Here is a 26,522-nt window from a genome sequence, read left to right on the forward strand (position 1 = left end):
ATAAGGTATAATAGTTAAGTGTTGTGACTTTTTCACACATGTACATTTAGTCGGAGGAAGGACATGACTGAAGATATTAAAAAAGCGGTTTATGAACCCAATGATCCACGTGGGTTAGATGAACCCTTCTTACCGGTGTCTGTGGCTAAACAGCTTGATTTACCCGGAAACCATAATAATTCAGAAGCACCACTGAAAGTAAGTGGCCGTTATATTACAAAAGAATACGATATGGGTACGTCCCGCAATGAAAAGATTCAGGCAATATTAAATCCTTTGAAATCAGATAAGGAAAAGTTTTGGGGCTTGAAGGGCATCTCTTTTGATGTCTTTGAAGGTGATGTTGTCGGCGTGATAGGCGTCAACGGCTCAGGAAAATCAACATTACTTAATATATTGAGTGGCGCCTTGGCTGAAACTTCTGGTCGTTTGAAAATTAAGGGGCAAACCTCATTGCTATCGGTTTGGGATGGCTTACGCGATAATTTGACCGGATTAGAAAATATCCGATTGAAGTCACTCATGATGGGGTTATCAAATAAAGAAATTGATGACCAAATTGACGACATATCCGATTTTTCTGAACTTGGTAAGTTCATTAAACAACCAGTTAAAAACTATTCATCGGGGATGCGTTCAAAACTCGGATTTTCAATAGCAGTGCATCAAGATCCTGATATTATGATTATCGATGAAGCGTTATCTGTTGGGGACCAAACCTTTACACGTAAAGCTTTGAACAAAATGAAGGAATTTAAAGCTGCAGGTAAAACAATTTTCTTCGTGTCACATGCCCTAGGCCAAATTGAAGAATTCACAGACAAAACAATGTGGATTCAATATGGTGAGTTAAGAGCCTATGGTGATACGGAAACGATTCTGCAAGAATATAAAGATTGGACTAAATGGTACAATCAGCTCGATGATGATGTTAAAAAGTCGTATGTTGCAGCACGTAAACAAGCACAAAACGACTTCAATCGTCAACAGTTAACAGAACGTATAGCATTAGATCAGCATTTGACGAATACAGAAAAGAAAAAAATTGTCAGAGACAATGCTGTTGGTGGCCGCCTAAGTTGGTGGAACTGGCTACTTGCTTTTGCTGGTACGGGTATTCTGATTTATGCTGTGTACGCTTATATGTATTTTGGACGGTAAGTAAAACATGAAAGAAATATGGCTTGTGCTACGGGAGCAAATAAAATACTTTCCCGTTATTTTACGTTTAGCGCGCTATGAAACTCGCGCGAAATACATGGACCATTCTTTGGGTGTGCTGTGGGATATTATCAACCCTGTTATGCAGATTGCAACGTATTGGTTAGTCTTTGGTGTCGGTTTGCGGCAAGGCGGTGAAACTGATGGTGTGCCATATATTGGTTGGTTAGTAATAGGTCAGGCAGTATGGTTGTTTTTGAATACATCATTTATGGATGCTACTTGGAGTATTCGTAACAATGTACGACAAGTTTCTAAAATGAATTTTCCAATCAGCATTATGCCAAGTGTGAGAACTTGGATTAACGTCATCCCATTTTTTATTACATTAGCCGTGGGTGTTGTCATTGCTGTTTTGTCAGGTGTTCATCTAACGCCACATGCATTCCAATTTATTTATTATTTCTTTGCGATGCTCGTCTTTTTGCACGCTTTAGGCATATTTAATGCGACTATTACAGTACTTTTCCCTGATTATCAACAATTGATACAAACAATTATGCGATTCGTATTTTGGTTTTCTGGTGCAGTTATCGATATTGCACAAAAATTGGGCCCAACACACGCACGCATTGGTCGTTTAATAGAAATGAACCCGTTTTATTATTTAATTGCTGGTGTTCGTGATTCATTCTTGAGTACCGGCTGGGTATGGGATCATCCATCACAAAATATAGCCTTCTGGTCATTTGTGCTGGTTGTATTACTGTTAGGATCACATTTGCATTTGAAATTCCGTGCTTATTTTGCGGACCTTGTTTAATACTTAAGCGAAAAGAGGGTGCGGCCAAGTGGTTCGTACCCCCTCTTTGCATACATAATTACAATAGGAGTTAATCCATGACTGAACCAATTATTCATATCCCTAAAAATCATGACAAGCCTGTCACCATTGTTAAAAAAAGTTGTCGGGCAACAACAAAGCTAAGCGTTGTTGTGCCAATGTATAATGTGTCACTTTTTCTAAGAGAGGCGTTAGATTCTCTACTTAGGCAAGGTGTTGATGGGGGCTATCAAGTTATTTTAATTGATGATGGTTCAAAAGACGCAACCCCGGAAATTGCGCGTGAGTACGTTGATAACTATCCAGAAATATTTGAATTATACCTGTTTGAGAACGGCGGACTGGGTTCAGCAAGAAATCGTGGGACTAATTTAGCCGAAGGTGAATTTATTACCTATGTTGACCCAGATGACATTGTCATCGATTTTTCGTATCGCAAAATGTTAAATATGATTATGCGTACGGGATCTGATTTGATTGGCGGAGCGGTTAGAAGGTTTAATAGTACAGGCGAATCATGGACGTCTTATGTTCATCATAGAGCTTATCATGATACATATGAAGCCACAACATTGGCAGAACATCCCGAAATGGTTTGGGATTCGACTGCATGGAATAAAATATATCGTCTCGATTTTATTTTAAAATATAGTCTTTATTTCCCAGAAAAAGTATTGTACGAAGATATGCCAACTGTTGTACCAATGTATAGCTTAGCGCAAAAAATTGATATTTTTGATGAGATTGTTTATTTGTGGCGATTCCGTGATATTGGGGCACCTTCAATCACACAGGCAACAGGTCAAATTAAAAGTTTTACTGACCGCGTTAAGGGCATGAAGTTCATTCTCGAAAGCCTAAAAAAGTATGACGCTCCAAGAAGTGCACAAGATGAACAGTTACACAAAATGCTTGATTTTGATTTAACTATTCCTTTTACTTACGATAACTATTTAGTGCTAGATCAAGATTATAAAGATGTAATCTATCGTGAAGTGAAATCCTTTTTGGAAATGCTAACCCCACAACAATTTAATCAAGCACGTTTTTGGTATCGTGCACTATATACTATCTGGCTAAATGAGCCGTATAATCTTGTACAACAAGCAATTTTAACTTATGCCAAAAAAGAATTTCATATTAGCTTTAATCCAAAAACAAAGCAGTTGCATAGTAGCTACCAAGATGATTTTGATTTTGAACTACCAACATTCAAGCATGATTTTGAAAGTCGCACACGTTTATATGAAGTAAAGCAAGAAGATAATGTTGTCACCCTTGATGGTCATCTATATTATCAGTATTTGGATGTCAATAATTTAGATGATATTGGCGATGCTGAGGTAACATTCGTTAATAAGTATGGTGAGACAGTTGCGCCGTTTACAGGCAGCATCGTCTTCTCCGAAGATCCTAATATAACAGCGTACAGTGGCTTTGATAACACACAAACAAAAGTCGAAGCACCGGCACACCACTATCAATACAATCACTATCATATTGAAATACCATTAACAGACTTAACGGCGCTTACCGAACCAGCTTACATTAAAATTAGCCAAGTAGTACATGGTATGTCATTGCAGGCTATTGTGACGGAACCATTACCCGGTGATGATCCAAGACCTGAAGGATTTATGGTTGGTGATGACTTCATTGTGCCCGGTTATTCATCGGACTGGCGACTAAAATTTACTAGGTATCCCAAAGCACCCGTAGTTGTTTCTAGCCGGTATTATAATAATAATTACATATGGCAACTTACTCATACTAAGGCCCATGTCGCATTATGGGATGACGCTAATCAACGTTACTTACCAGTAGTGCGTCAAGGACAAAACTATACAATTTCAGAAGCAGACCAGTCATTCTTAGGTGAGGCGGATCCTAATGCTAAACGGTGGTGGCAATTAATTACCACAGATGATTTATCTGATGTGACGAGCTACGAGAAAATCCGCATGTCACAACAACAGATTGCAGCACCGCAAAGTATTGGTGCAAATATGAGTATTTTTCATGTTTCTAATCATGTCGCCACTTTAGCTATCTCATGGGAATACCCAATTGTGAAATCTTTTAGTGTGGATGATAACACAGCTAAAATACAATTTTGGCTCGGAGGCTGGACAAAGACAGCATTGTCGGCCAAACTAACCTTTGCTGCAGATGGGTTATCAAATAGTTATCGTGCCAAAAAATTGACGCATGGTTTTGGCAAGCGCCAATTGTGGGAAGTATCGATGCCATTGTCATTTGGTCAATATCGTGATGTTGCATTACTGCATCCTGAAATTTCTATACATTTCTTGCGTCGTGATGATTTCACGATGCCTTTGCGATGGGGTAAGTCAGTTCATGAGTTACTGAATAAAACCATACCAATGGGACAGTTAGAGTGGTTAATTAGTACAGACGATAAAGAGGAACATCGTAAAGTTGTATTAAGACAAAACACGAACCGTGAAGGCTTTAGAGATATGGCCGATAAAGTGGCCTTCTGGCAAACGGACTATCTAGAATATTTAAAACAGCCATTATTGAATAATACAGTTGTTTATTCATCCCTTTGGGGAGACAAGTTTGGCGATAATCCAAAAGCTATTTATGATTACCTACAGGCACATACTCAAAAGTTTAACCATGTTGTCGTATTAAAAAATATAGTCGAAGAGGTCGACCTACCAAATACTAAATTTATTTCATTTGGCACAAAAGAATATTGGTATTATTTAGCTCGAGCAAAGTATTTTGTTAATAATGTTAATTTTGAACAAGATGAACGCATTAAACGGTCATCACAAGTTGAAATACAGACAATGCACGGGACACCATTAAAAAATATGGGATTTAATGTACTAAATGAATGGAATCCTGCTAACTACGAGCGTTATTTACGTAAAAATTTGAATTGGGACTATCTTACAGTCCCAAGTGATTATGTAGCGGAGGTAGCACAAGACGCATATCGCCACCAAGCTCAGGTCTTACCGACAGGTTATCCAAGAAATGATGCTTTATTTAGTAGGGCCAATTCTGAAAACACAAAACAGATGAAGCAAAAGATGGGGATACCCACAAATAAAAAAATTGTTTTATATGCTCCGACATGGCGAGTTCGTGGCGAAATCGAATTGCCAATTGATTTTGTGCAATTAGAAAAAACTTTAGATAAAGAGCTTTACATGATTATTCACCCGCACTATTGGAATAATGTCAGTAATGTTCCAAAAGCTAATAATATATCATTAGCTAATCAAGATTTTTCAATTGAAGACTATTACTTAGTTTCTGATGTGATGATTACTGATTACTCATCTACGATGTTTGACTATGCATTGCTTGATAAACCAATGATTTTTTATACTTATGATTATAAAGAATATGTGTCGTCACGTGGGCTGAATTTTGATTTTGAGCATGATGCGCCCGGACCACTAGTCTACAATCAAAACGAATTATTAGCAGCAATTAATAATTTTGAGGCTATTGAACATCAATATCGTGAAAAAATTGCAAACTTTAAGCATAAGTTTATACAATATGATGATGGTCATGCTAGCCAAAAACTTGTTGAAACGGTCTTTAAGGATGATATGGCATGAAACAAGCGATGAAGAAAATACAATGGTATCAGGCATACCCATATTTGATTATATTAGCCATTGCTTTGATTTTTGCCCTACCACAACTTCATAGCAGAGGCATCTATTTAGGGGCAGATACAGCATTTCACTTTAATCGTGCTTTTGAATCTATGCAACGGCTCAAGCATTTAAACTTTCATAATATGACGATGTCACTTTATGGTTTCGGTGCAACTGGGCGTATAGTCAATGCTTTTTACGGACCCGGATTAGGCTATTGTTTCGGTCTTATCTTGTTGATGACACAGGCATGGCTGAAATTTCAATTAATCACTAACTTTATTCTAACGTTTGGGACAATAGCTTTGAGTTATTGGTTGTTCAATAAGTATTCTAGACAGCCATTTTTGAGTTTGACTGTGGCTACGCTATTATCACTGACAAGTTATTGGGCATTAACTTATTGGTACCAAAGTTCGGGAGGAATGCCGTGGGGCATGATGTTCCTGCCATTAGTAATTGATGCCGGTATGCAGATGACTAGTGGGCAAAGGCAGCTGGTGAAGCCCATAAAGCTTGGAATTACCATGGCCATTATTTTGGAATGTCACATGCTATCGTTTGTTTTTAGTGTCTTCATAATAGCTGCCTTCTTTATAGTTGCGTTAGTGACTACCAATCAAAAACTTATGCTTGTTAAGCAAATTGCTTTGGCGGGCTTAATCAGTGTTGGTTTAACGCTGGGATATTGGATTGACTACTTGACAATCATAAAAACACAGCCAATTTTGTCTCCATTTATTTTCACCTCACCTAAAGCATTATCAACGAATCCTTATCAAGGGCTGGCTTTTTGGTTAATTGTGTTGTCAATAACTTTGCTAGTTGCTTGTGTTAAACAAGTATCAAAGCAACAGTGGTTGTTATTAATTTTTGGATTATTATTTCTATTCATTGCCTCGGCACCAGCGATTGTAACAAATCATTGGAATGATATTGCTTTCTTTAAAATTGTGCAGTTCCCAATGCGGTTTACGCTACCTGGTTTATATTTACTTAGTTTTTTTGTTATTTTATCGTTGACGCAACTGATCAATACACTAAATTTAAAGAAACAATATCTTTTAGCGATAAGCATTGGACTGTTACTCATCGGCGGCATGACAATTAAAAATACTTATATTAGTAACGAAAACGCCAACCAAAATTTTTGGCGTCAGGATAATACGTTAGCATCAAAGTTGGTTATTCCAAATGATGAATCCAAAGAAGCTAGCCAAATACAGGACTTGTTACAAAAAAGGCAACAACAGTTTGACAAGAGTATGCATGTTGTTAATTTTAGCGCACCGGATTATTTGCCCGGCAAAGATGAGGTTTTCTCAAATGATAAACATTATCAAGCTGTTGTCAATAATCTGATTTTACCGAGCCAGTTTAAAAAACGCATAAATAATGCTGGGAATCTGGAAATTACTTGGTATCAAGCACATCCGGCTAAGATACAAGTGCCAGCCGTAGCTTACCGACAAACAGTAGCTACCCTGAATGGCAAACAAATAATGCCTAAGACCGGGCTGGTGGGCGTGATTGATGTGGTTGGTCGTGAAGGAGAGAATCAACTGATATTGGGCATCAAAACATCTTTGCTACAAACAGTAGCGTATGTGAGTCCAATCATTGTAATCGTGATTCTTTTGAGCTATCAAGTTATAAGCATAAGGAAACGTCACAATGAATAATAGATACGATGTATTAGACATCTTTAAACTAATTGCGGCCATTTTTGTAGTAGGTATTCACATTTGGCCTTTGCCTAACCCAGAGAGTAATATTGTTCTTTTTTTAGGCATTGGCCGCTTTGCCGTACCATTTTTTCTACTGACATCTGGTTTTTTGGTGCATAAAAAGTTAATGACTTTGCCATCGTTAGCTGAGCGAAAACAGTATACATGGCACTACCTTAAACGTCTATTTAAGTTTTATCTGGCTTGGTGGTTACTATATCTTTGGCTAATACCATTAGATTGGAGTGGTCATTTTCGTTTCAAAGGTGAGCATGGATTACGATTGGTATGGTCGTTGTTTAAGAAATATATTCTTAATTTTTTCACAGGTAGCACCTTCCAAGGCTCTTGGTATATTTCAGCAACTATCTTGGGCGGAATTATCGTCTTTGTATTACTTAATCGTTTAAATGTGTTATCACAGACTGCGATTGGGACTATTTGGTTGGCAATTTTACTGATTGTCTTGCTTAAGGGCAAGAATATACCAATGGTTATGACCACGCTTAAGCATATCCCAAATTTTTTGCCAGCTGAGTCTTTCCTAGTGGCTGTACCATTTTTGATTTTTGGCCGCTTTATTGCTGAATATGAGGGCTTTTTCCGAAGAATACCTATCTTGCTGTTGACTGTGTCAATCATGTTGATTCAACTATTAACTGTTAAAGAAGTATTTCATTGGCGTGCAGCAGGGACAACATTATCGACTGAGCAATTTATCTTTGTTGATTTATTGGCGGTAAGCGTTTTGTTATTGGCAATCAATGTCGCTGTCAGACAAATTACTATACCTTGTTCGAACGATATACGTCGTCTCTCTAGCTTTGTTTACATGGGACAATTTGGTTTAATCGTGTTAACAGCAATTTTACATAATCGCTTCGCTATTAACATGAGTGGTTGGACAAAATTTAGTTTGGTGTTAACTGCCTTAATGTTACTGTTTAGTTTGTCTTATGCTTTACAAAAGAATACTAGACTTAAGTTGATTAGATATTTATGGTAAGCTGTGAGTTAGTGATGTGACACAAGATGGATTTGTAAAACACTGCTGTTTTACGTATAATTGAACTACTGAACTTATGAAGGAAATAATCAGATGACTGACAAAACTGTCGCTGCTGCTATTGTGACATACAATCGCTTGCCATTATTGAAAGAATCACTCGCTGCGGTTTTAGCGCAAACAAATTATTTATCACATGTTATTGTAGTTGATAATTTATCAACTGATGGTACAAAAGAGTATCTGGATAGTTTGCATGATAGTCGCGTGGTTGTTTATCACGCTGACAAAAATTTAGGTGGTGCTGGGGGCTTTAACCAAGCTGTCCGCTTATTTGGTGAAACTTTAGAAGATGATTATGTCTGGTTAATGGATGATGATACGATTCCAGAGCCAGATGCTTTAAAACATCTTGTCGAATTTTCAGAATCGCATCCAGAAGCTGGTTTTGTTAACTCACAGGTGCGTTGGGGTAGTATGACGGGTAATCCTTCTTGGATGAATGTCACGGCGCCACGTGCTTTTACTTGGCAAAGATACCTCACTGATAAGAACCAACCAGCAATTGAAGTTGTTAATTCAACTTTTGTGTCAGTTATGTTTTCACGTGAGATGGTAGCAATGGTAGGCTTGCCTCAAAAAGAGTACTTTATTTGGGGTGATGACATGGAATACACAAATCGTATTGCTGACATCAAACGAGGCTATATGGTTATTAATTCTATTGCTGTGCATAAATCAAAAGAAAACACTAAACCTGGTGATATAATTGCGGAAAAAGATGCTAGTCGTCTATGGCGTTATGATTATGAGTACCGTAATCGTGTCTTAACGGCACGTCGCATTTCTACCAAAGATATGATCAAAACAATTATCGGGGCAGTTATTTATGATTGGCGTCGGACCTTATTAAAGCGAGGCGTTCCTTTCCGAGCTAAGAAACTTGGTATGATTATCCGCGGTTTATGGCGTGGTTTGTTTTTTAAGCCAACAATTGAGTATGCAGCTGGATTACACCAAACAAAGACCATTAGTTTAAGAGAGTTGGATTTAGAAGAATTACTTAACTAAAAAAGTTGTCACTTTCAAAGTGACAACTTTTTTAATTTGCAATAAATTCATGGGCTAAAATACCCATCATCATACTATCGTGATACTTACCTTCAGCGAAAAAATGACCCCGTAAGACACCTTCTTGAGTGAAACCAACTTTTTTATAAATATGAATAGCAGCAGCGTTGTCAACGTCAACATACAGGTAAACTTTGTGCATGTTCAAAACTTTAAAGGCATATTCAATGCCCGCTTTGATAGCTGATTGAGCGTAACCATGTCCCTGGTGGTCTGGATGGATGATAACTTGTATTTCAGTATGGCGATGTAACCCATCAATATACATTAATTCAACCACACCAATAAATTGGTCCTTATCTTCAACGACAAAACGTCGTTCTGTCTGATCTAATACATGTCGTTCGTACAACAACTGTAACTCATCAAACGACGTGTATGCTTCCTGAAACCAAAGTGCCATCACTTTACGGGAATTTTCTTGTTGATAAATATAAGGTAAATCTCTTTTTTCTAGTGGCCTAATTTTCATTTCTAATCCTTTCGACAACATGATCTATTAAGATTATTATACCGCAACAGGCGCTTTAATCGCAGGCTCACTTTCATAATCGAGCACCTTGATGTCATCCATTGTATAGTCAAATAGTGACTTGACTTCAGGATTCAGCCATAGCTTTGGCAAATGGTGCATTGGACGAGAGAGTTGTTCGGTGATTTGTTCAATATGGTTATTATAAATGTGCGTGTCACCAATCGTATGGATAAAATCGCCAACTTCATAGCCAGTCTGCGCGGCAACCATATGTAGCAGAAGAGAATATGATGCTATGTTGAATGGCACACCCAAGAAGAAGTCACCAGAGCGTTGGTATAATTGCAGGCTAAGCTTGCCATCAGCAACATAAAATTGACTGAGCACATGGCATGACGGTAATGGCGCTTGTGGTGTTGTTTCGGCATTCCAGGCAGTTAATATAAGGCGACGTGAATCAGGTGTTGCCTTAATTTGATTCACTAGGCGATTAACTTGATCAATGGCGTTTTCACCAGATATTGTTTCCCAGCCGCGCCAAAGCTTACCGTAGACATCGCCGATATAACCAAACTTCTCCATAAAATCATCATCATTGAGAATATTGTCCACGAAAATAGCTTTTTGTGCTTGATAAGCTGCAGCAAAATCAGCATCTTCTTGTGCACGATGGCTGAAGTTCGTCATATCAGGACCAGAATATTCTTCTGAAGATACCCAATTTTTAAAAGCCCATTCATCCCAAATGTGATTGTTGTGTTGGAGTAAAAATCGAATATTATTATCACCCCTTAAAAACCAAAGCAATTCTGACTTTATCAGTCCAAAAAAAACTTTTTTTGTGGTGAGTAGGGGAAAACCCTCTTGCAGATTGAAACGCATTTGTGATCCGAATAAAGAATGCGTGCCAGTACCAGTGCGGTCGCCCTTGAGGTGACCTTCATCTAGTATTTTTTGTGCTAAGTCGAGGTATTGTTGTTCGTTTTTTGACATGATTATATTATGTCGTGTTCATAGAACACGGTTATCCTTTCGCGTGTGGTAATGATTAAAATCTTAACAAATATACGATAAAATATTAATTTTGTCCGTGTTTTGTTTTTGCGATGATATCGCCAAATAACGGCTAATACGATTGTAGCATGTTTAAAAGCATTGGTAAAACAATGCTAAAATGAGGTTAATGTATCATGATTAGATATTCGTTTTCTAAAACAAAAAACTGTGATAGAATAATAATAGTTCGTTATTAACAAATAATTCATTTTTTTTGGAGAGTATCATTCATGTGTGATGAATTGTTGCCAATTAATTTGTTGTGCTGTTTGTGGTAAAAAAGGGACTTGTTTGACGGTGACATGTTTTTGAGCCAGCAATTCTTCTGCAAAAGCGTTATTGTGATAATCGCGCATGAAGTTGATTTTTTTGATACCAGCTTGCAACAATAATTTGGTGCATTGGATACAAGGCACATCAGTCACATAAAATTCTGCCCCTGAGACGCTGATGCCCATTTGAGCGGCTTGCATTAAAGCGTTTTGTTCAGCATGTACTGCACGAACGCAGTGGCCATCAACCATTAAATCACCGACCTCGGTACAATGTGGCGTGCCTGAAACTGAACCGTTATAGCCGCTGGCAATAATGCGATTATTCTGGACAATTATCGCGCCAACATGCAGCCTGGTGCATGTAGAACGAGTGGATAAAATAGCTGCCTGTGCAATAAAATATTGATCCCAGCTAATACGATTATTCTTCGACATATTGAATGACTCCCATGATCTTTTTGTTAAGAAAAATATAACATAAATCGCGAACAAACGAAGGAGCTTTTTGATGACTGAAATACTTGACGGTGCAGCAGTAGCAAAGTTAACTAACGAGAAAACTGCTAATCGTGTGGCAAAACTAGGGAAGCCAGTAACATTAGCTGTTATATATGATCCTCAAAATGACGGTAGTCGATTATATGTCGGCATGAAATCCAAAAAAGCCGCTGCTTTAGGTATTCAGACCAAAGATATTCCGACAGCAGCTGATGCAACGACAGAAAGTGTGTTGGCATTAGTCGCGTCACTGAATGCTGACCCTTCAATTACAGGAATTCTAGTACAAAGTCCGTTAGCAAAAGGCGTCAAAGAACGTGAAATTTTTTCAGCAGTGGCACCACATAAAGATGCTGATGGCTTAGGCGCAACGGTACAAGGGATGTTGTTTGGTGACGCATTAGATGATTACACTGTTGCAGCGACACCGCAGGGTGTGATGACACTATTAAAGCACTACAACATCGATATTTTTGGCAAACAAGCGCTTGTTATCGGTCGTTCTCAATTATTCGGCCGTCCAATGTTTGCTTTATTGACTAATGCTGACGCAACTGTAACGTTAGCACACCGCTACACACCAGAAAATGTCCTGAAAGATTATTTGAAGCGCGCAGATATTGTAGTTGTTGGTGTGGGCAAGCCAGACTTTATTCAAGGTTCAGACTTGAAGCCGGGGGCTGTGGTTATTGATGTTGGCATGAATTTTGTTAACGGTAAAGCTGTTGGAGATGTCAATTTTGATTCTGTCCAAAGTATTGCCAGCTACATCACGCCAGTGCCTGGCGGTGTTGGACCAATGACTATTGCGACACTATTAGAAAACACAATTACCTTAGCAGAAAATTACCAAGCATAAAAAAGCAATGATCTTTCTATCAAATAGACGGATCATTGCTTTTTTATGCTTGGTGAAGGTGACATTTAGGATTAAATGCGTGCTGACATTGTGGACAGTTAGTTGATTTAAGATATATTGTGCCAGTCATTTCAAAACCACAGTTACCACATCGCACACTTTTTGCTGTCAATGTTGCCGGTTGAAACGCATGACGACGTAATGAATCATGACACAGGTAGCAAGCAAAGTATTCCTGACATAGCTCGCATTGATTGGCAATGATATCAAAATCTTGGTGCCAATGTTGACATCGCCCTGACGCATCAACAGCAATCCCTAAAATCTTAGTCATGCTCTAATACACTAAAACGACGGCGCAGTGTGAGTGCAATTGTTGTGGCAAGTGCAGCTTTAATCAAATCGCCAGGAATAAAAGTAAGCTGCATTAGCAAAGCCTTAGAAAATGACATGTGTGTGATAAGAGTCAAACCAACAGCACCACTGACATCAATAAAGATAACCCCAAAAATAATAATTGCGATAAAAAGTGTTACAAAGTTGAACTTATTGAAATGCTTTAAGTACTTAACAGACAATCCAATCAATAGTGCAGCAAACGGATAGGCCCAAATATAGCCAGCAGTGGGGGCGATGAAATGAACAAAGCCACCACTACCACCGACCAAGACAGGTAAGCCAATGGCAGCCATAATTAACCAAACGATAACAACGATAAAGCCGCTACGCCAGCCTAAAATGGCCCCTGCCAGCATAATGCCCATATTCTGCACTACAATTGGGACAATCCCGATTGGAATGGCCGGAATATAAGCCATGATAATCAATATGGCGATAATCGCAACGGTGAAGGTGAGTCTTTGTGTCTTCATAATTTCCTCTTGTTAACTTATTTTTCTATATAAGTTTACAACTAGGCGATGCAGTTGTCAAGAAAATAAAAAAAGCTATTTTAATAGCTTTTTAAGGTGTATCGTAGAAGAAATTTTTGACATGGTTGATAGCTACTTCATTACCAACAAAGTATAATGTATCGCCACGCTCAATCACAGCATAGGGACCAGGTGAAATCACTAATTCATCATTATGCATGAGGGCAACAATTGTTGCGCCAGTACTCTGCCAAAAATTCAAACTAGCAATTGACTGTCCAAATTTTGAACTATCTGAGATGAGTTCAAGTTCAAAAGGATTGAGGGGATTGTGATACTGCACACGCTGAGTTTGATCGAATAAACGCGACATTGACTCTTCTAAAGTTTTAATTTCTCTTTTCTGTTGTGAAATTGTTTCTTTAATTTGGCTATGAATTGTTTGTATATCAGATGTTTCTTGTGCTTGGTTTAAAAAGATTTTAGCTTTTTCCCGTGACAAGACTTCAATACCACTGCCATGGACTGGTTTGACAATTTCCAAATCAGCTAATACGCTTATGGCTTTACGGGCTGTCTCAGATGACACGCCAAAAGCAGCTGAAAGAGTAGAACGTGCGTGTAGTTTACTACCCACTGGATAATTATTGTCAGCTATTTTCTGCGCAATTTGATAAGCTATTTTACGATAACGGGGTTCTCTAATTGTTGGCATCATGTCCTCCAAACGATAGGATAATTTGACAAAAGTGACAACTTATGACAAAATAGAAGACATCACTTAGTGGCAATCTATTATTTATAACAAGTTGTCACTTTGAAGTATAAGTTAAATCATAAACAGAGTCAATGAAAAAATAGCATTGTCATCATGCTATTTGAACAAAGTGGAGGATTTCATGGCGAAAGTAGAGATTAAGCATCTCACAAAAATTTTTGGGAAGCGTCCAAAAGCGGCGCTGAAAATGGTAAAACAGAACAAAAGTAAGAACGAAATTGTCGAAAAAACAGGGAGTACAGTTGGTGTCTATGATATCAACATGAGTATTGAAGAAGGCGAAATATTCGTCATTATGGGGCTGTCAGGATCGGGAAAATCAACGTTGATTCGCTTACTGAATCGCTTGATTGAGCCAACTGATGGTCAATTATTTATTGATGGGCAAGAAATCACTAAGTTTAATAAGAAACAAATGCTTGATATTCGTCGTAAAAAGATGAGCATGGTCTTCCAGAACTTTGGACTGTTCCCACATCGTACGCTTCTAGAAAATACTGAATATGGCCTAGAAGTACAAGGTGTTGATAAAGCAGAACGTCGCAAAAGAGCGGAAAAAGCATTGGATAATGCTAAGCTATTAAGCTTTAAAGACCAATACCCAAGTCAGTTATCAGGTGGTATGCAACAACGTGTTGGTTTGGCACGCGCACTGACAAATGACCCGGATATACTCTTGATGGATGAAGCGTTTTCTGCTTTGGACCCCCTTGTTCGAGGTGAAATGCAAGAAGAACTCTTGGATTTGCAAGCTAATGTCCGCAAGACAATTATCTTCATTACACATGATTTGAATGAAGCCTTACACATTGGTGATCATATTGCCATTATGAAAGACGGGCAATTACAACAAGTTGGTACCGGTGAAGAAATTTTGACGGATCCTGCTAATGAATATGTTGAAACGTTTATTGGCGGTGTTGATCGTACCAAAGTGTTGACAGCTGAAAGTATTATGATTCCAGCACTCACGACAAATATTGCGGTTGATGGGCCAACGGTTGCCTTACGTAAAATGTCTGATGAAGAAGTGTCTGGTTTGGTTGCAGTTGACCGTAACCGTAAGTTATTGGGTTATTTGTCTTCCGATTCTGCCGTTTCTGCACGTCGCGAACGTAAGTCACTGACAGAAGTAATTGCAGAAATGCCGACTGTATCATTAGATACGTTAATTGCTGATATCATGCCGATTATTTATGATTCGCAGACACCGGTAGCTGTTATTGACAGTAATAATCGCGTGAAAGGTGTCATTATTCGCGGTGCGGTCATAGAAGCACTTGCCGACACAGAAGGAGATGATGAGAATGCTTAATATACCTCAACTACCCCTTGAAGATATTGTAACCAAGGGCGTCAATTGGCTAACAAATCACTTATCTGGACTGTTTAACTTAATGCAACATGTTGGACAAACAGTCATGGATGGGATGACTAACGCTTTAGTTGCTGTGCCAATGCCGTTAATGATTGCCGGCATTACGTTAATCGCTATCTTAACCACACCTAAAAAGTATGGTTTTCCGTTATTCACATTTGTTGGGTTAGCCATTATTGCTAACCAGAATTTGTGGGATGACTTGATGAGTACCTTAACATTAGTTATCATGGCTTCTGTTATCTCCCTAGTCATAGGGATACCACTTGGTATTATAACGGCTAAGTCACCAAAAACAGCCGCTGTTGTGAAGCCAATTCTTGATTTCATGCAGACAATGCCCGGTTTCGTCTACTTAATTCCTGCCGTTGCTTTCTTTGGTATCGGTGTGGTGCCTGGTGTGTTCGCATCGATAATATTTGCTTTGCCACCAATGGTTCGTATGACAGACCTTGGTATTCGTCAAGTACCTGTTTCATTGGTTGAAGCAGCAGATTCATTTGGGTCAACGACTTGGCAGAAATTAATTAAGCTCGAACTACCAAGTGCTAGAAATACTATCTTAGCTGGTGCCAATCAAACAATTATGTTGGCCTTATCGATGGTTGTTACTGCTTCTATGATTGGTGCGCCTGGACTGGGTCGTGGCGTCTTATCTGCCGTACAACATGCTAATATTGGTTCTGGATTTGTGAATGGTTTGGGTCTGGTGATTTTAGCGATTATTATTGATCGCTTCACACAAAAACTGAACTCTAAGCCTGGCGAAAAAGCAGAAACAAAGCCTTGGAAACGTTGGACTATCTTAGCAACACTAGTTGTTATGATTGGTGGTGGGGTTGTCAATGCTGTCACCACTAAAAAAGAAACAGGGCAACGCGTTAATCTTGGTTATGTTGAATGGGATTCAGAAGTTGCTTCCACGAATGTCTTAGCCGAATCTTTAAAACAACATGGTTATAATGTGACGATGACCCCGTTAGATAATGCAGTGTTATGGCAGTCTGTTGCTAATGGGCAAGTTGATGCTTCACTAAGTGCATGGCTACCTATAACTCATAAGACTTTATATGACAAATTTAAGAATGATGTGAATGTATTAGGTTCAAATTTAAAAGGTGCTAAAACCGGTTTAGTTGTACCTGATTATATGAATGTTAACTCTATTGAAGATTTAACAAATCAAGCTGACAAAACAATTACCGGTATCGAACCTGGTGCTGGTGAAATGGTCTCAGCGAAAAAAACGCTGTCTAGCTACGCCAACTTGAATGGTTGGCAACTCCAAGGTTCATCATCAGGGGCTATGGCAATTGCTTTAGATAAAGCTTATAAAGCTAAAAAAGACATTGTGGTAACAGGTTGGTCACCACATTGGATGTTTAGTAAATACAACTTGAAATATTTAGCAGACCCTAAAGGCACGATGGGTAAAGGCGAAAGTATTAATACCTTTACAAGAAAGGGATTAAAGAAAGAGAATCCTAAGCTTGAAAAAGTACTTGATAAGTTCCATTGGTCAAAAGACGATATGGAAAGCGTCATGTTAGCTATACAAAATGGTAAATCACCAAAAGAAGCAGCAAATAACTGGTTAAAATCACACCAAAAATTAGCTGATAGTTGGTATCAATAATAAAAAAGCAATGCTGTTTAATTACAGCATTGCTTTTTTATTATTGATTCAATTGTTGGTCTTGCTGAATAATCCAATGATTCAAATTTTCATCAACCACACTTTGCGGGTGTTGCTTCAAAAATTGGCGATATAATGTGGCAATGCGCTTTCTAAATATGAGCGTATTAGGCGCTGAAAGTGAATCATCAAGTAACTGATAAGAGCGAATAGCCGCACTGATGAAACGTAGTTCAGCTTTGATGTCATCAGAAGATAACCCGTGTTCTTCTGATAAATAATGTTTTTTGGCTGCAAATCCAAGTGCTTGCTGGAAACGATTGAGATGTTCAGGATCAATCGTCGTTTCTCGACTAAGCTGTAGCATTGTTTCTTTGAAACTGGCAATTGCTTCAGGGCTTGCTTGATTAGTCAATTCGAATCTTTGAAAAGGAAGCCCATTGGCGGTGAGACGCTCTTCGTAAGTATACCACTTGGGATTTATTAGGAAATAAGGTTTATCATTCAACATTGTCTATTAATACCCTCTAATCATGACGGGTTATATTTTTAATCAACTGTGACATGATTTTATCATCACTATATGATAAGACATTTTTTGCATAGATTTTTTTGCCAAACCAAGCTAACAAAATCAGTGATACGAATGCAATGATAAGTGAGATAATGCCACCAGGCCAAGTTTCTACTTTGGTTACTAATCTAACTGGCATCATGCTTTGTGAAACAAAAGGAACATAGCTAAGGATTTTAATTGCAAAGTTATTTGGCATATTAGTCATAATGAAACTAAAAATATACCCAATCATTGCTAAGAAAGTGATTGGTTGTATTGCTTGTTGGACTTGAGAATTATCATTGATTAGCGAAGCTATCAAAGCTGTTAAGACAAGATATAAAGCAATAGCAACTAAAATGAACAGGATAGCGTATATAGAGAAGCCTAAGGTCATGCTAGAAAAAGTCTGGGAAAAGCTCTTAACTATGGCGTTATCCTTAAAGCTAAAGTATCCAATCGTCCCGGCTACCACATAAATTAGCATATGCGTAACGGCAAGGGCAAAAATACCAATCATTTTGCCGAAGTATTGAATATTTGAAGAAGTGGCTGCTAGTAAGGTTTCCATGATTCGCGATGACTTTTCATTAGCAATCTCGGTCGCAATCATTGATGTGTACCACATAACAACGACCCAAGTGATGATACCAATGGCCACGGCAATACCATAGTTGGCAGTATTTGAATTATCGCCATTGGTTGACTTATTATTGGCCTGCTTAACCACTGATTTAAGGTTAAAAGGTTGACTGAGCGCTTGTGTCTGTTCCGCTGTTAAGCCAAAACTTGACGCCTTTTGTGTCCGTGATAGGTTGCCTAGGATACTGGCAATCGCTTCTTTGTTAATGTGGTTACTCTTTGGTTGAGTTGTTAAAGTTGCATTATCATTAGATGTGATAGTCACAACACCATCAAGTGACTGTTTATCAAGTGCAGTGTTTGCTTGTTTTGCATCAGTGATAGATGAAATTTTCATATCCAGTGTTTTATCGCTCTTCACAAAAATTTGTCGCACATTTTGATTGCCGATAATGGCCACTGTTGGGGTGGTGTTTCCTTGCATCTTAGTAACACCAAAAACAATACCACCAATGATAGCTGTAAAGATGATTGGTGAAAGCACGAGTAACCAGTATCCTCGTGATTTAAAGTGGTTACGATATGTTTGTTTGATAACGACGTTAAGTCCATTAAGCATTGTGTGCTACCTCCTGTCGGAAAATATCATCAAGTGTCGGTGGTTGTTGAGAGAAGGCTGGTATATAACCATTTTTGGTCACATAAGTAAAAATATCGTGGCCGACATGGTCTTCTGTAATGGTGAGATCAAATCCAGCACCTTGTGGTATGACATTGATAACACCTGGCAAATGAGCTAATTCTTCTCGTGAGAAAGGCCCTTCAATGTACACTTTTGTGCGACCGAATTGTTCCCTGATTTCTTGGACGCCACCTTGTAAAATACTTTTTCCTTGCTTAAGCATGGTCAGATTATCAGAAATTTTAGTCACATTATTCATGTCATGACTAGAAAAGATAATCATTGCGCCTTGGTCACGCATACGCATGATTTCAGACATCATAATACTTGTATTGACTGGATCAAGGCCAGAAAAAGGTTCATCTAAAATAATAAATTCTGGTTTAAAAATTAATGATGCAATCATTTGAACCTTTTGTGCATTACCTTTGGAAAGAGATTGTACCTTGTCTGATGCTTTACCAACAACATCTAAGCGCTTTAGCCAATGTGTTAATTCAGATTTGGCATCGGCACGTGACATACCATGCAATTCCGCAAAGTATAAAATTTGTTCTTCAATCGTTAACTTTTGATACAGACCACGTTCTTCTGGTAAAAAGCCAATTTTTTGCTTATCTTTTTGTGTAATGGGGCGGTTGTCCCATGTAATTGTGCCAGATGTTGGCACGATAAAATTCAGAATCATGCGAAATGTCGTGGTCTTACCGGCACCATTTTGGCCAATTAATCCCATAACTTTTCCTGGCTCTAAAATCATATTAAGATCATTGACAGCAATTTTGTCTCCAAACCGTTTGCTGAGATGTGTGAGTTGAATCATAGTGTGCTCCTTATAGTAACTGATTGAGCAGCCAGCGTAAGCTTGCTCTTAGTGCAAGTAGTAGAATAAGCGGTATGATGAGAAAAAACCAACCTTGGTCGCTATTACTATAGCCGTATAGGGCCGCAGTAATTGCGAGTAGAAGTAAAAAATTGAGACTCAAGGCATCAGCACGTTGCCGTATGAATTGTGTTCGTTCATCCGATTCAATCACCTTGTGCTTATGTAGACGTTCAGGATGTGACAAGTCATATAAGATACTCAATTTAAAACCTAACGCGATAGCAAAAAAAAAGTTAGACAAAGTAGCCAGGAAGGTTAGGTCAATACCAATGAAGTAATGTTTAACCAGACTGTTACTAATAATCGTCAAAATACCTAAGACAACAAATAATACCGTAAAGGCGTTTCTTCGATAGGTTGTTACTTTTTCATAGGTCTGATCAGACATACCAGGGTTAACTTTGATGAGTATTTTTTTTATCATCAGTTTCTCCGTTCTCAAAAATAAACACTTCTTCAATTGATAAGCCAAAAAAATGTGCAATGTCATAAGCTAAAAATAATGAGGCATTATATTTTCCCTTTTCCAAAGAGATAATCGTTTGTCTAGTGACTGCTAATGCTTCAGCTAAATCAGCCTGTGTCATTTGACGCGCTTTTCGGAGTTCTTGAATTCGCGTTTTCATAGGTATACCTCGATTTTAACATCATAAAGTATAGTTCGCTTTACAAAATTTAGTATAGCAAGCTTGACAATAAAAGTAAAGTAATAATTTTATAATTGTTGATGATTGCAATTTTCAATAAAAAGAACTATAACTGAGGTGTAAGAAAGGGGCCCATAAAATGGCAGATGAAAAATATCAAATGTTAGATCTTCCGATGAACGAGGTGTTTGATTGGAGTGAGGACAAAACCCCATTACGTGACGCTCTATGGAACCATTATATGAATACAAGTAATAAGGATACCTTATCAACATTGAAGCATATGAATGCATTTAAAACAATGAGCGGGGATGAAATTAAGGTAGAAGCAGAAAAAGTTTTGCACTAAGCCAAAATAGCTTTTGCTAAATAAACGGTTAACATTGTTTGTCAAATGTTGGCCGTTTATTTTTGACGCTTTTTTAATTGTTGTTTTATTTTACTGGTTGACGAGCGGTACTTTTTTCTGTATACTTATATCTTGTTATGGCGCTATGGTCAAGTGGTTAAGACGTCGGCTTCTCAGGCCGAAATCGAGGGTTCGACTCCCTCTAGCGCTATTATATTGCAGAGCGGTGCATCTAGTTTGAAAAAACTTGATGTATCGTTTTTTGTTATGAAAAACGTTGCACTGTATTTCATACAAAATGGGAAACATTTTAAATAGGCAAGGCAGCAGTGTAATAGCTATAGAATCCGAAAAAATTTTAAGGGTCAACTATGATAAGTACAGGGCCGACTTATTAAAAGGGGCGGGGTGTTTAATTTTATTGTCTTTTAAAGCGAACTAACAGGCAAATTAAGTACTTTAGAACTAAGGTAGTGTATTGCTATTTAGACCATGAATGTGTAAATAGCAGCGCCTAAATCGGCTCTTAGAGTGTTTAGTAGCATTGAAATTTTAATGTATACTGTACTAAGTATAAAGTTATGAGTGGGGAAGTATTATGTTATTGAATATTATTTATTGGTTCGTTATTTGTCTGTTAATTGTAGTTGGTGCATTGTTAATTTATAAAAGTTATAAGTATCGTAATGTGAACCTAGCTTGGTGGGATTACCTGCTATATTTTTCTGTGTTTATCTTATGGATTGTGGTGAAGAAAAGTGTTGATATTACATACCTGGTTTCTTTAATTACTACACTAGCTGTTCTGTATTTGCTGTTAGCCACTGACAAAAAGAGTTAATAAAAAAGTCATGCCCTAGATTAAAACTAGCGCGTGGTTTTATTTTGTATATGTGGATAAATTACTTTGTTTCACAGCCAACAATAAATTTTGCAAAATCTTCTAAGCTACCTTTAAATGATTTGACGTTATCCAAAAAATAGAACGTTGATGTTAGGTCAAAATTCTCTATTTCATTATTAACATCTAAAATATATATTCTTTTCTTTAGAGCAGTGGCAATACCAAATTCAATGTTAGATCCTTTACCACTAGGAAAGATGAACACGAGAAAGTCAGCTCGTTCAACACCTTGTAACTCTTCGTTAGCAATCTTATGCAACGTTTCAATGGAGTCCGATCTCTTATTTAACGTCCAGTTGTAGGTGCGTAAAAATGATGAGTGTTCTAGCATAACAGATAAATTATTAATTAATTCTGCATATCTAAAGGAACCAGCAATATAAAATTTTGTTTTCTTATTTTGAGACATACCATACTCCTTGAACAGTATTATATAAATTGAACAGAGACATCGATACGGCATTTAAATTATCTTAATAAACATGATAATGAATTATCGATACTCAATTTTACAGTTACGCAAGCAAAGCAGCCATTCAAGGTCAAAAAATTGTTAGTAAATGTTAGTGTGCAACCGAAGTATTTTCGAGTATGGTAATACCAACAAATATATATACATATATTTATAGGCGTTTTTAACTGTTGCTATCAATCGCTATATAGGTTGTTACAAAGCTTTTAACAGCGCGTGATTTCGTTATATCAAAGAAGGTTAAATTTAGCATTGCAAATTTTTACTTTCCTAACGAGTAGAAAAATACAACAAATATTATATGAGACACTCCTAATATACTGTTATCATAAATAAAAAAACACGATAACTTATTTATTTCTCGTCCGTATTTTTTATTTAAAGCTTGGCAAGTATGTACGCACTCCGTGAGTGCTTTTTTTAATAAGAATTGTGTTGATACTCAAAGTTACCGTTTAAGATAGACGTAATTATAGCTCCAATAAATAGGAAATATAGGGCTATAAAAGCAATGCCAATGATAAATTGAACAATACCAGCTCTGTTCCATGTGGCTTGTACCGCCTTAAAAGTTTCTACATCTTTATAGTCGCCTTTTTGCCAAGCCCATTCGTTCCCTTTAAAACCGCATACGAACATCCAAATAAAATTAAATCCAGGAATTAAGCACAACAAAGGTAAGTAAGTTTTGTTTCCAATACCCCAGAAGATGTTGTACATAAATGCTCCCCAATTCCAGCCTTTAACTTCTGCTGGTACGATAGTGCCATTTTCATCCATAATGAAATGATTCCCCTTAATGCTTTTAACGTGGTTCAATGCACGTATGTACGCACTCTGTGAGTGCTTAGCTAGTCAATTTATATGTTAGATATTTTGCGCCACTAAAAATAGTTAACAAAGTAAATACAAACGCCATTGACCAGTTGAGTGAGATCTCATTTTTAGATATAGTTAGAGAAAAACTAAAGTCAAGTCCATGTTGATAGACTGTATACAGTGTTAGTAAGGCAAGTAAAAATGTGATAATCAAATAGAGTGTAGTTTTTTTCATGAATATACATTCCCCAATAATGCTTTTAACGTGATTCTGCACGTATATTGCCCTAGCTAGTCATTGCTTTTATAGAATTAGAATCAATTAATTCAATATAAATAGTCCAATTCATTGACTTCTATTTTCGATCCTCACGTAACATCTTCACAAATGCAAGGATAGATTTTTTATAGTCCTCAGATAATTCTTTTCCCTCAAAAGACATAACTAGTTCATCATCATCTAAATCCACATGTTTTTTGCCCTCTCGAATAGCAGAACCGCTGTGAACTGTTTTAAACGCGTTGTCAGTTTTGCCTTGTAAATAGTCTACCGTGGTATCCAAAGCGTTAGCAATGAGTGATAACATTGCATAAGAAGGAGTATATTTGTCAGTTTCAATTTGTGCAATGCTTGAACGTGAAGAGTTAATTAATTCAGCTAGTGAAGTCTGAGTTAGTTTTTTTATTTTGCGCTGTTGTTTCATGCGTTCTGAAGTTACAGACATATTAGCACCTCGATTAAATGTTAAGTATTTATAAAGAACTTAATTAAAAACAAAAATTAATTAAGAAACTTTAAAACGTATTGTGCAGTGAACTAACAAAAGTTATAGTTTTATTATTGAATGTTAGTTTAAAAAACATATAGTGTTTGCTTGTACAGTGAATATACACATATCATACCAAACAAACAATACCATTTAAAGGTAAGTAAGGGTATTTAAGCGTAAGCGTGAACCATTAGAATCCAAAGAAATAGGAGAGTACCATGACAGTATCAAACGCCTTATTTAACGAGACATCAATAATTAAGGACACAAAAAGTGCTTTTGGGGAATGTTGAAGAAAGATTAGCACACTCACTGGTGAATGGTGCTAACTGTGAGAGAGCATTTTGATGTGAGTCTAAGAATGTTAATAATTGGAAAAAGTAGTGACTTATCACAGGTTATAAACATGACGAAATTATGATTTATGGTATTAATGCCATTGAACGTGAATGATTTAAAGTAACGCAATAGAAAGGACGGCAGAGCATAAGAAGGCAAAAAAGCACATCCCTGAGCGACTAAACTAACGGATGAGCTTTGCTACAATGCCTGATACGTGGCTTTTGCTAAACACATTTCAATATGGAAGATAATAAGAAGATAGAATTACATATTACACTGACGCAAGCCAACTACATTAACTCATTATTTGATAGACCAATGTTTGCCATTGATTTAAACAAAAAAACGTTTCGACCTGTTAATGATGTTCGTTTTTACGATTGGTTACAAAACCTTGCGCAAGGGGAACAAGAATGATAGGCTTTAAGCTTCGTGTTTGAGAGACGGTGTTGAGTGATAGGAGGGGGTTCGATAAGTATTAATGACCAATCTTTTAGTGTCATAAGCAAAAATTAATCAATTTAGCGCGCTATTGAAAACATGGCGCGCTAAATTGATTAATTTCGTAAGCGTAATATTATGTCTGCGTTTTAATGCAATAGTAAGACGGGTTATAATTAGGTTTTATGATAAATGAAATCGTAATTATAAGGCGGTTAAAAAAGCAATGAGCCCAAAAATAATACCAGGAAAGTTAGCGAGTGCAACTGGAATATCTCGCTGATCCTTATATAAAGCATAGACAACCCATAATAAGCAGTTAATGGCTGCAACTAAAGGTTGAATGGGGTTACCCTTGGATCCTGATAAGTTATCCATTATCTGAGGAATGTATGATACATACATCATGATGGCCATAGCGGTGGCCACCCAACTCAGATATCGGATAAATCGTTTCTTTTTCATAATAGCCTCCATGAGTCGAATGATACAACAACTTTTATATAAAATCAAGTGAAACATGTAATAAATAAATGATTAAAAAATAATTAAACACTGAAAAAAGCGATATTTACAGGGATGAAATTGTAAATATCGCTTTTTTAATTTGTTACAATATAAACTAATTGTTGACTACTTGTTCGAAACCATTCTTGATGGCATCATTTTGTGTTTCTGTAAAGATTAAATCATCACCATTAGTTGTCCGAGAAACATAGACTTTGGGTTGATTATTTTGAATAACAAATAAATAAAGTGCACGATTAAATGTACCTTGCGCGCCAACGTTTCCAGCAGCTGCTGCGACAACTTTTATAGGCGCATCACCTGAACCGTCTGGTGACCAAGTTGGTGTCACGTTCATGTTATCAAACTTAATATGATTATTATATTTACCGCTTGTTAGTGCCTCTGGAAATTTGACGCCATATAGATCTGGCGTTTTATTATCATAGGTACCATCAAATTTTTGGTTCATTTGTGATTGCCAGCTTTGCATGAAAGTTGATAGTTCTTTTTGCTTCTCTAAACGCCAACCTGCATTGACGTGACTATGATTTTCATCTTTACTATCTGCTGTATTAGGGCCAGTGACGACAGATGTTGAAGAACTGGCGGTAGATGGCAATATAATAGAATCAGCTTTTTTTTCAGGTGATGCTCTATGCGATTTTGTTACGGCATTCTGTGTTGCATGTGGCTTATTATTGTTGCCGTAAATGAGTAATGAACTCATAGCAATAATGATGACTATAATGGTACTTACAGCGATAATGATTTTCTTTTTAAATGACATGTTAACGCTCTCCCATAACAACGAATTATATTTAAATTATATCATGAATGTTACTAAAACGTTACATTTTAATAAAATATAGTCGTGTCTTCTGACTGCATCAGTGTGAACAAACAAAGTGAGCAAATATACTGTCTCAATCATGATAGCATGTTAAACTAAATGTATATCAAGCAATCTTTCATAAAGGAGAACATCATCATGTCAATTGAAGAAAAATTTGATAGCGCTAAAGACAAGATCGTTGGTAAGGCTAAGGAGTTAGAAGGTAAGCTAACTGGTGATAAAGTACGTGAAGCCGAAGGTAAAGCCCAAGGCGTTGTAGGTAAAGCAAAAGATGCTGTCGCTGATGTGAAAGATGGCGTCAAAGAAGCTGTTAAAGATTACAAAGAAGACAGCAAAAAAGAAATTGATAAGTAAGCAGTAGCTAAA

Annotated in this window: 28 protein-coding genes and 1 tRNA gene; 13 read left to right on the forward strand and 16 right to left on the reverse strand. The window is 37.3% G+C overall.

The genetic code is table 11. From position 1 onward, the window contains the following. Positions 1 to 63: 63 nt before the first annotated feature. The 6 genes from FAZ25_RS05150 to FAZ25_RS05175 all read left to right on the forward strand — a co-directional run bounded on the left by FAZ25_RS05150 (position 64) and on the right by FAZ25_RS05175 (position 9,456). On the forward strand, positions 64 to 1,161 hold the full coding sequence (locus FAZ25_RS05150; protein WP_004902522.1) for an ABC transporter ATP-binding protein: 1,098 nt from the start codon (positions 64 to 66) through the stop codon (positions 1,159 to 1,161). Positions 1,162 to 1,168: 7 nt separating this feature from the next. Further along, complete coding sequence (locus FAZ25_RS05155) at positions 1,169 to 1,984, forward strand: ABC transporter permease (protein ID WP_004902519.1); 816 nt, start codon at positions 1,169 to 1,171, stop codon at positions 1,982 to 1,984. Positions 1,985 to 2,061: 77 nt separating this feature from the next. Next, complete coding sequence (locus FAZ25_RS05160; protein ID WP_012305385.1) at positions 2,062 to 5,610, forward strand: CDP-glycerol glycerophosphotransferase family protein; 3,549 nt, start codon at positions 2,062 to 2,064, stop codon at positions 5,608 to 5,610. Beyond that, positions 5,607 to 7,334, forward strand: a complete 1,728-nt coding sequence (locus tag FAZ25_RS05165; RefSeq protein WP_004909150.1) for a hypothetical protein — start codon at positions 5,607 to 5,609, stop codon at positions 7,332 to 7,334. Before FAZ25_RS05160 ends, FAZ25_RS05165 begins: the two co-directional genes overlap by 4 nt. Beyond that, positions 7,327 to 8,385 carry an acyltransferase family protein gene (locus FAZ25_RS05170; protein WP_004909148.1) on the forward strand — a complete coding sequence of 353 codons (1,059 nt, stop codon included), beginning with the start codon at positions 7,327 to 7,329 and terminating at the stop codon, positions 8,383 to 8,385. Before FAZ25_RS05165 ends, FAZ25_RS05170 begins: the two co-directional genes overlap by 8 nt. A 93-nt stretch (positions 8,386 to 8,478) precedes the next feature. Continuing rightward, positions 8,479 to 9,456, forward strand: coding sequence for a glycosyltransferase family 2 protein (locus tag FAZ25_RS05175; protein WP_004909146.1), 978 nt, complete (start codon positions 8,479 to 8,481; stop codon positions 9,454 to 9,456). A gap of 31 nt (positions 9,457 to 9,487) precedes the next feature. Here FAZ25_RS05175 and FAZ25_RS05180 read toward each other — a convergent pair whose 3' ends face one another. The 3 genes from FAZ25_RS05180 to FAZ25_RS05190 all read right to left on the reverse strand — a co-directional run bounded on the left by FAZ25_RS05180 (position 9,488) and on the right by FAZ25_RS05190 (position 11,757). Further along, entirely contained in the window at positions 9,488 to 9,988 is a 501-nt protein-coding gene (locus FAZ25_RS05180) for a GNAT family N-acetyltransferase (RefSeq protein ID WP_004909144.1), read from the reverse strand. Positions 9,989 to 10,024: 36 nt separating this feature from the next. Continuing rightward, on the reverse strand, positions 10,025 to 10,984 hold the full coding sequence (locus FAZ25_RS05185) for a thymidylate synthase (RefSeq protein WP_004904767.1): 960 nt from the start codon (positions 10,982 to 10,984) through the stop codon (positions 10,025 to 10,027). A gap of 287 nt (positions 10,985 to 11,271) precedes the next feature. Next, positions 11,272 to 11,757, reverse strand: a complete 486-nt coding sequence (locus FAZ25_RS05190; RefSeq protein ID WP_004902505.1) for a deaminase — start codon at positions 11,755 to 11,757, stop codon at positions 11,272 to 11,274. Positions 11,758 to 11,830: 73 nt separating this feature from the next. On the opposite strand from FAZ25_RS05190, the gene FAZ25_RS05195 reads away from it, so the two are divergent. Next, complete coding sequence (locus tag FAZ25_RS05195; RefSeq protein ID WP_004904765.1) at positions 11,831 to 12,679, forward strand: bifunctional 5,10-methylenetetrahydrofolate dehydrogenase/5,10-methenyltetrahydrofolate cyclohydrolase; 849 nt, start codon at positions 11,831 to 11,833, stop codon at positions 12,677 to 12,679. Between the two features lie 43 nt (positions 12,680 to 12,722). On the opposite strand, the gene FAZ25_RS05200 is transcribed toward FAZ25_RS05195, so the two are convergent. The 3 genes from FAZ25_RS05200 to FAZ25_RS05210 all read right to left on the reverse strand — a co-directional run bounded on the left by FAZ25_RS05200 (position 12,723) and on the right by FAZ25_RS05210 (position 14,266). Continuing rightward, positions 12,723 to 13,013: a CHY zinc finger protein gene (locus FAZ25_RS05200; RefSeq protein WP_080514234.1), complete on the reverse strand. Its 291-nt coding sequence runs from the start codon at positions 13,011 to 13,013 to the stop codon at positions 12,723 to 12,725. After that, on the reverse strand, positions 13,006 to 13,551 hold the full coding sequence (locus FAZ25_RS05205; protein ID WP_192269104.1) for a biotin transporter BioY: 546 nt from the start codon (positions 13,549 to 13,551) through the stop codon (positions 13,006 to 13,008). The genes FAZ25_RS05200 and FAZ25_RS05205 overlap by 8 nt, the downstream gene beginning before the upstream one ends. Positions 13,552 to 13,642: 91 nt before the next feature. Next, positions 13,643 to 14,266, reverse strand: a complete 624-nt coding sequence (locus FAZ25_RS05210; RefSeq protein ID WP_004909137.1) for a TrkA C-terminal domain-containing protein — start codon at positions 14,264 to 14,266, stop codon at positions 13,643 to 13,645. A gap of 184 nt (positions 14,267 to 14,450) precedes the next feature. Between FAZ25_RS05210 and FAZ25_RS05215 the strand changes: the two genes are divergently transcribed. Beyond that, positions 14,451 to 15,644, forward strand: coding sequence for a glycine betaine/L-proline ABC transporter ATP-binding protein (locus FAZ25_RS05215; protein WP_004909136.1), 1,194 nt, complete (start codon positions 14,451 to 14,453; stop codon positions 15,642 to 15,644). Continuing rightward, positions 15,637 to 17,343 (forward strand): ABC transporter permease/substrate binding protein, encoded by a 1,707-nt coding sequence (locus tag FAZ25_RS05220; protein WP_012305384.1) that lies wholly within the window; start codon positions 15,637 to 15,639, stop codon positions 17,341 to 17,343. The genes FAZ25_RS05215 and FAZ25_RS05220 overlap by 8 nt, the downstream gene beginning before the upstream one ends. A gap of 40 nt (positions 17,344 to 17,383) precedes the next feature. On the opposite strand, the gene FAZ25_RS05225 is transcribed toward FAZ25_RS05220, so the two are convergent. From FAZ25_RS05225 to FAZ25_RS05245, 5 genes are read right to left on the reverse strand one after another with little or no spacing between them, the layout of a single operon-like run. Next, positions 17,384 to 17,854 (reverse strand): hypothetical protein, encoded by a 471-nt coding sequence (locus FAZ25_RS05225; protein ID WP_004909068.1) that lies wholly within the window; start codon positions 17,852 to 17,854, stop codon positions 17,384 to 17,386. A 16-nt stretch (positions 17,855 to 17,870) separates the two neighbouring features. Continuing rightward, positions 17,871 to 19,100 (reverse strand): ABC transporter permease, encoded by a 1,230-nt coding sequence (locus FAZ25_RS05230; protein ID WP_004909065.1) that lies wholly within the window; start codon positions 19,098 to 19,100, stop codon positions 17,871 to 17,873. Next, the gene (locus FAZ25_RS05235) at positions 19,093 to 19,986 is read right to left on the reverse strand and encodes an ABC transporter ATP-binding protein (protein WP_004909062.1); all 894 of its coding nucleotides are present in this window, start codon (positions 19,984 to 19,986) and stop codon (positions 19,093 to 19,095) included. Before FAZ25_RS05235 ends, FAZ25_RS05230 begins: the two co-directional genes overlap by 8 nt. Positions 19,987 to 19,996: 10 nt before the next feature. After that, positions 19,997 to 20,473 (reverse strand): hypothetical protein, encoded by a 477-nt coding sequence (locus FAZ25_RS05240; protein WP_004909060.1) that lies wholly within the window; start codon positions 20,471 to 20,473, stop codon positions 19,997 to 19,999. Next, positions 20,445 to 20,675, reverse strand: a complete 231-nt coding sequence (locus FAZ25_RS05245) for a helix-turn-helix transcriptional regulator (RefSeq protein WP_004909057.1) — start codon at positions 20,673 to 20,675, stop codon at positions 20,445 to 20,447. Before FAZ25_RS05245 ends, FAZ25_RS05240 begins: the two co-directional genes overlap by 29 nt. Before the next feature lie 160 nt (positions 20,676 to 20,835). Here FAZ25_RS05245 and FAZ25_RS05250 point away from each other — a divergent pair, with 160 nt between their 5' ends. Both FAZ25_RS05250 and FAZ25_RS05255 read left to right on the forward strand, forming a co-directional pair. After that, positions 20,836 to 21,045: a hypothetical protein gene (locus FAZ25_RS05250; protein WP_004904757.1), complete on the forward strand. Its 210-nt coding sequence runs from the start codon at positions 20,836 to 20,838 to the stop codon at positions 21,043 to 21,045. Positions 21,046 to 21,184: 139 nt separating this feature from the next. Then, positions 21,185 to 21,256 (forward strand) — tRNA-Glu (locus FAZ25_RS05255). Positions 21,257 to 21,947: 691 nt separating this feature from the next. Here FAZ25_RS05255 and FAZ25_RS05260 read toward each other — a convergent pair. The 3 genes from FAZ25_RS05260 to FAZ25_RS05270 form a co-directional block, all read right to left on the reverse strand. Then, a complete protein-coding gene (locus FAZ25_RS05260) occupies positions 21,948 to 22,358 on the reverse strand; it encodes a hypothetical protein (RefSeq protein ID WP_004909052.1) in 411 nt (136 codons plus the stop codon). A gap of 483 nt (positions 22,359 to 22,841) precedes the next feature. Continuing rightward, positions 22,842 to 23,201, reverse strand: a complete 360-nt coding sequence (locus FAZ25_RS05265) for a hypothetical protein (RefSeq protein WP_004909049.1) — start codon at positions 23,199 to 23,201, stop codon at positions 22,842 to 22,844. A 395-nt stretch (positions 23,202 to 23,596) separates the two neighbouring features. Beyond that, positions 23,597 to 23,965, reverse strand: coding sequence for a helix-turn-helix domain-containing protein (locus FAZ25_RS05270; RefSeq protein ID WP_192269105.1), 369 nt, complete (start codon positions 23,963 to 23,965; stop codon positions 23,597 to 23,599). A gap of 627 nt (positions 23,966 to 24,592) precedes the next feature. Between FAZ25_RS05270 and FAZ25_RS05275 the strand changes: the two genes are divergently transcribed. Continuing rightward, positions 24,593 to 24,769, forward strand: a complete 177-nt coding sequence (locus FAZ25_RS05275; protein ID WP_004903589.1) for a hypothetical protein — start codon at positions 24,593 to 24,595, stop codon at positions 24,767 to 24,769. A 228-nt stretch (positions 24,770 to 24,997) separates the two neighbouring features. Here FAZ25_RS05275 and FAZ25_RS05280 read toward each other — a convergent pair whose 3' ends face one another. Both FAZ25_RS05280 and FAZ25_RS05285 read right to left on the reverse strand, forming a co-directional pair. Next, positions 24,998 to 25,258 (reverse strand): SemiSWEET family transporter, encoded by a 261-nt coding sequence (locus FAZ25_RS05280; protein WP_004903587.1) that lies wholly within the window; start codon positions 25,256 to 25,258, stop codon positions 24,998 to 25,000. Positions 25,259 to 25,415: 157 nt separating this feature from the next. Further along, on the reverse strand, positions 25,416 to 26,090 hold the full coding sequence (locus FAZ25_RS05285; RefSeq protein WP_004904747.1) for a DUF4767 domain-containing protein: 675 nt from the start codon (positions 26,088 to 26,090) through the stop codon (positions 25,416 to 25,418). Positions 26,091 to 26,291: 201 nt separating this feature from the next. On the opposite strand from FAZ25_RS05285, the gene FAZ25_RS05290 reads away from it, so the two are divergent. Continuing rightward, complete coding sequence (locus FAZ25_RS05290) at positions 26,292 to 26,510, forward strand: CsbD family protein (protein ID WP_004903582.1); 219 nt, start codon at positions 26,292 to 26,294, stop codon at positions 26,508 to 26,510. Positions 26,511 to 26,522 lie beyond the last annotated feature (12 nt).

The organism is Leuconostoc sp. LN180020, assembly GCF_014844115.1.
Taxonomy (GTDB): domain Bacteria; phylum Bacillota; class Bacilli; order Lactobacillales; family Lactobacillaceae; genus Leuconostoc; species Leuconostoc citreum.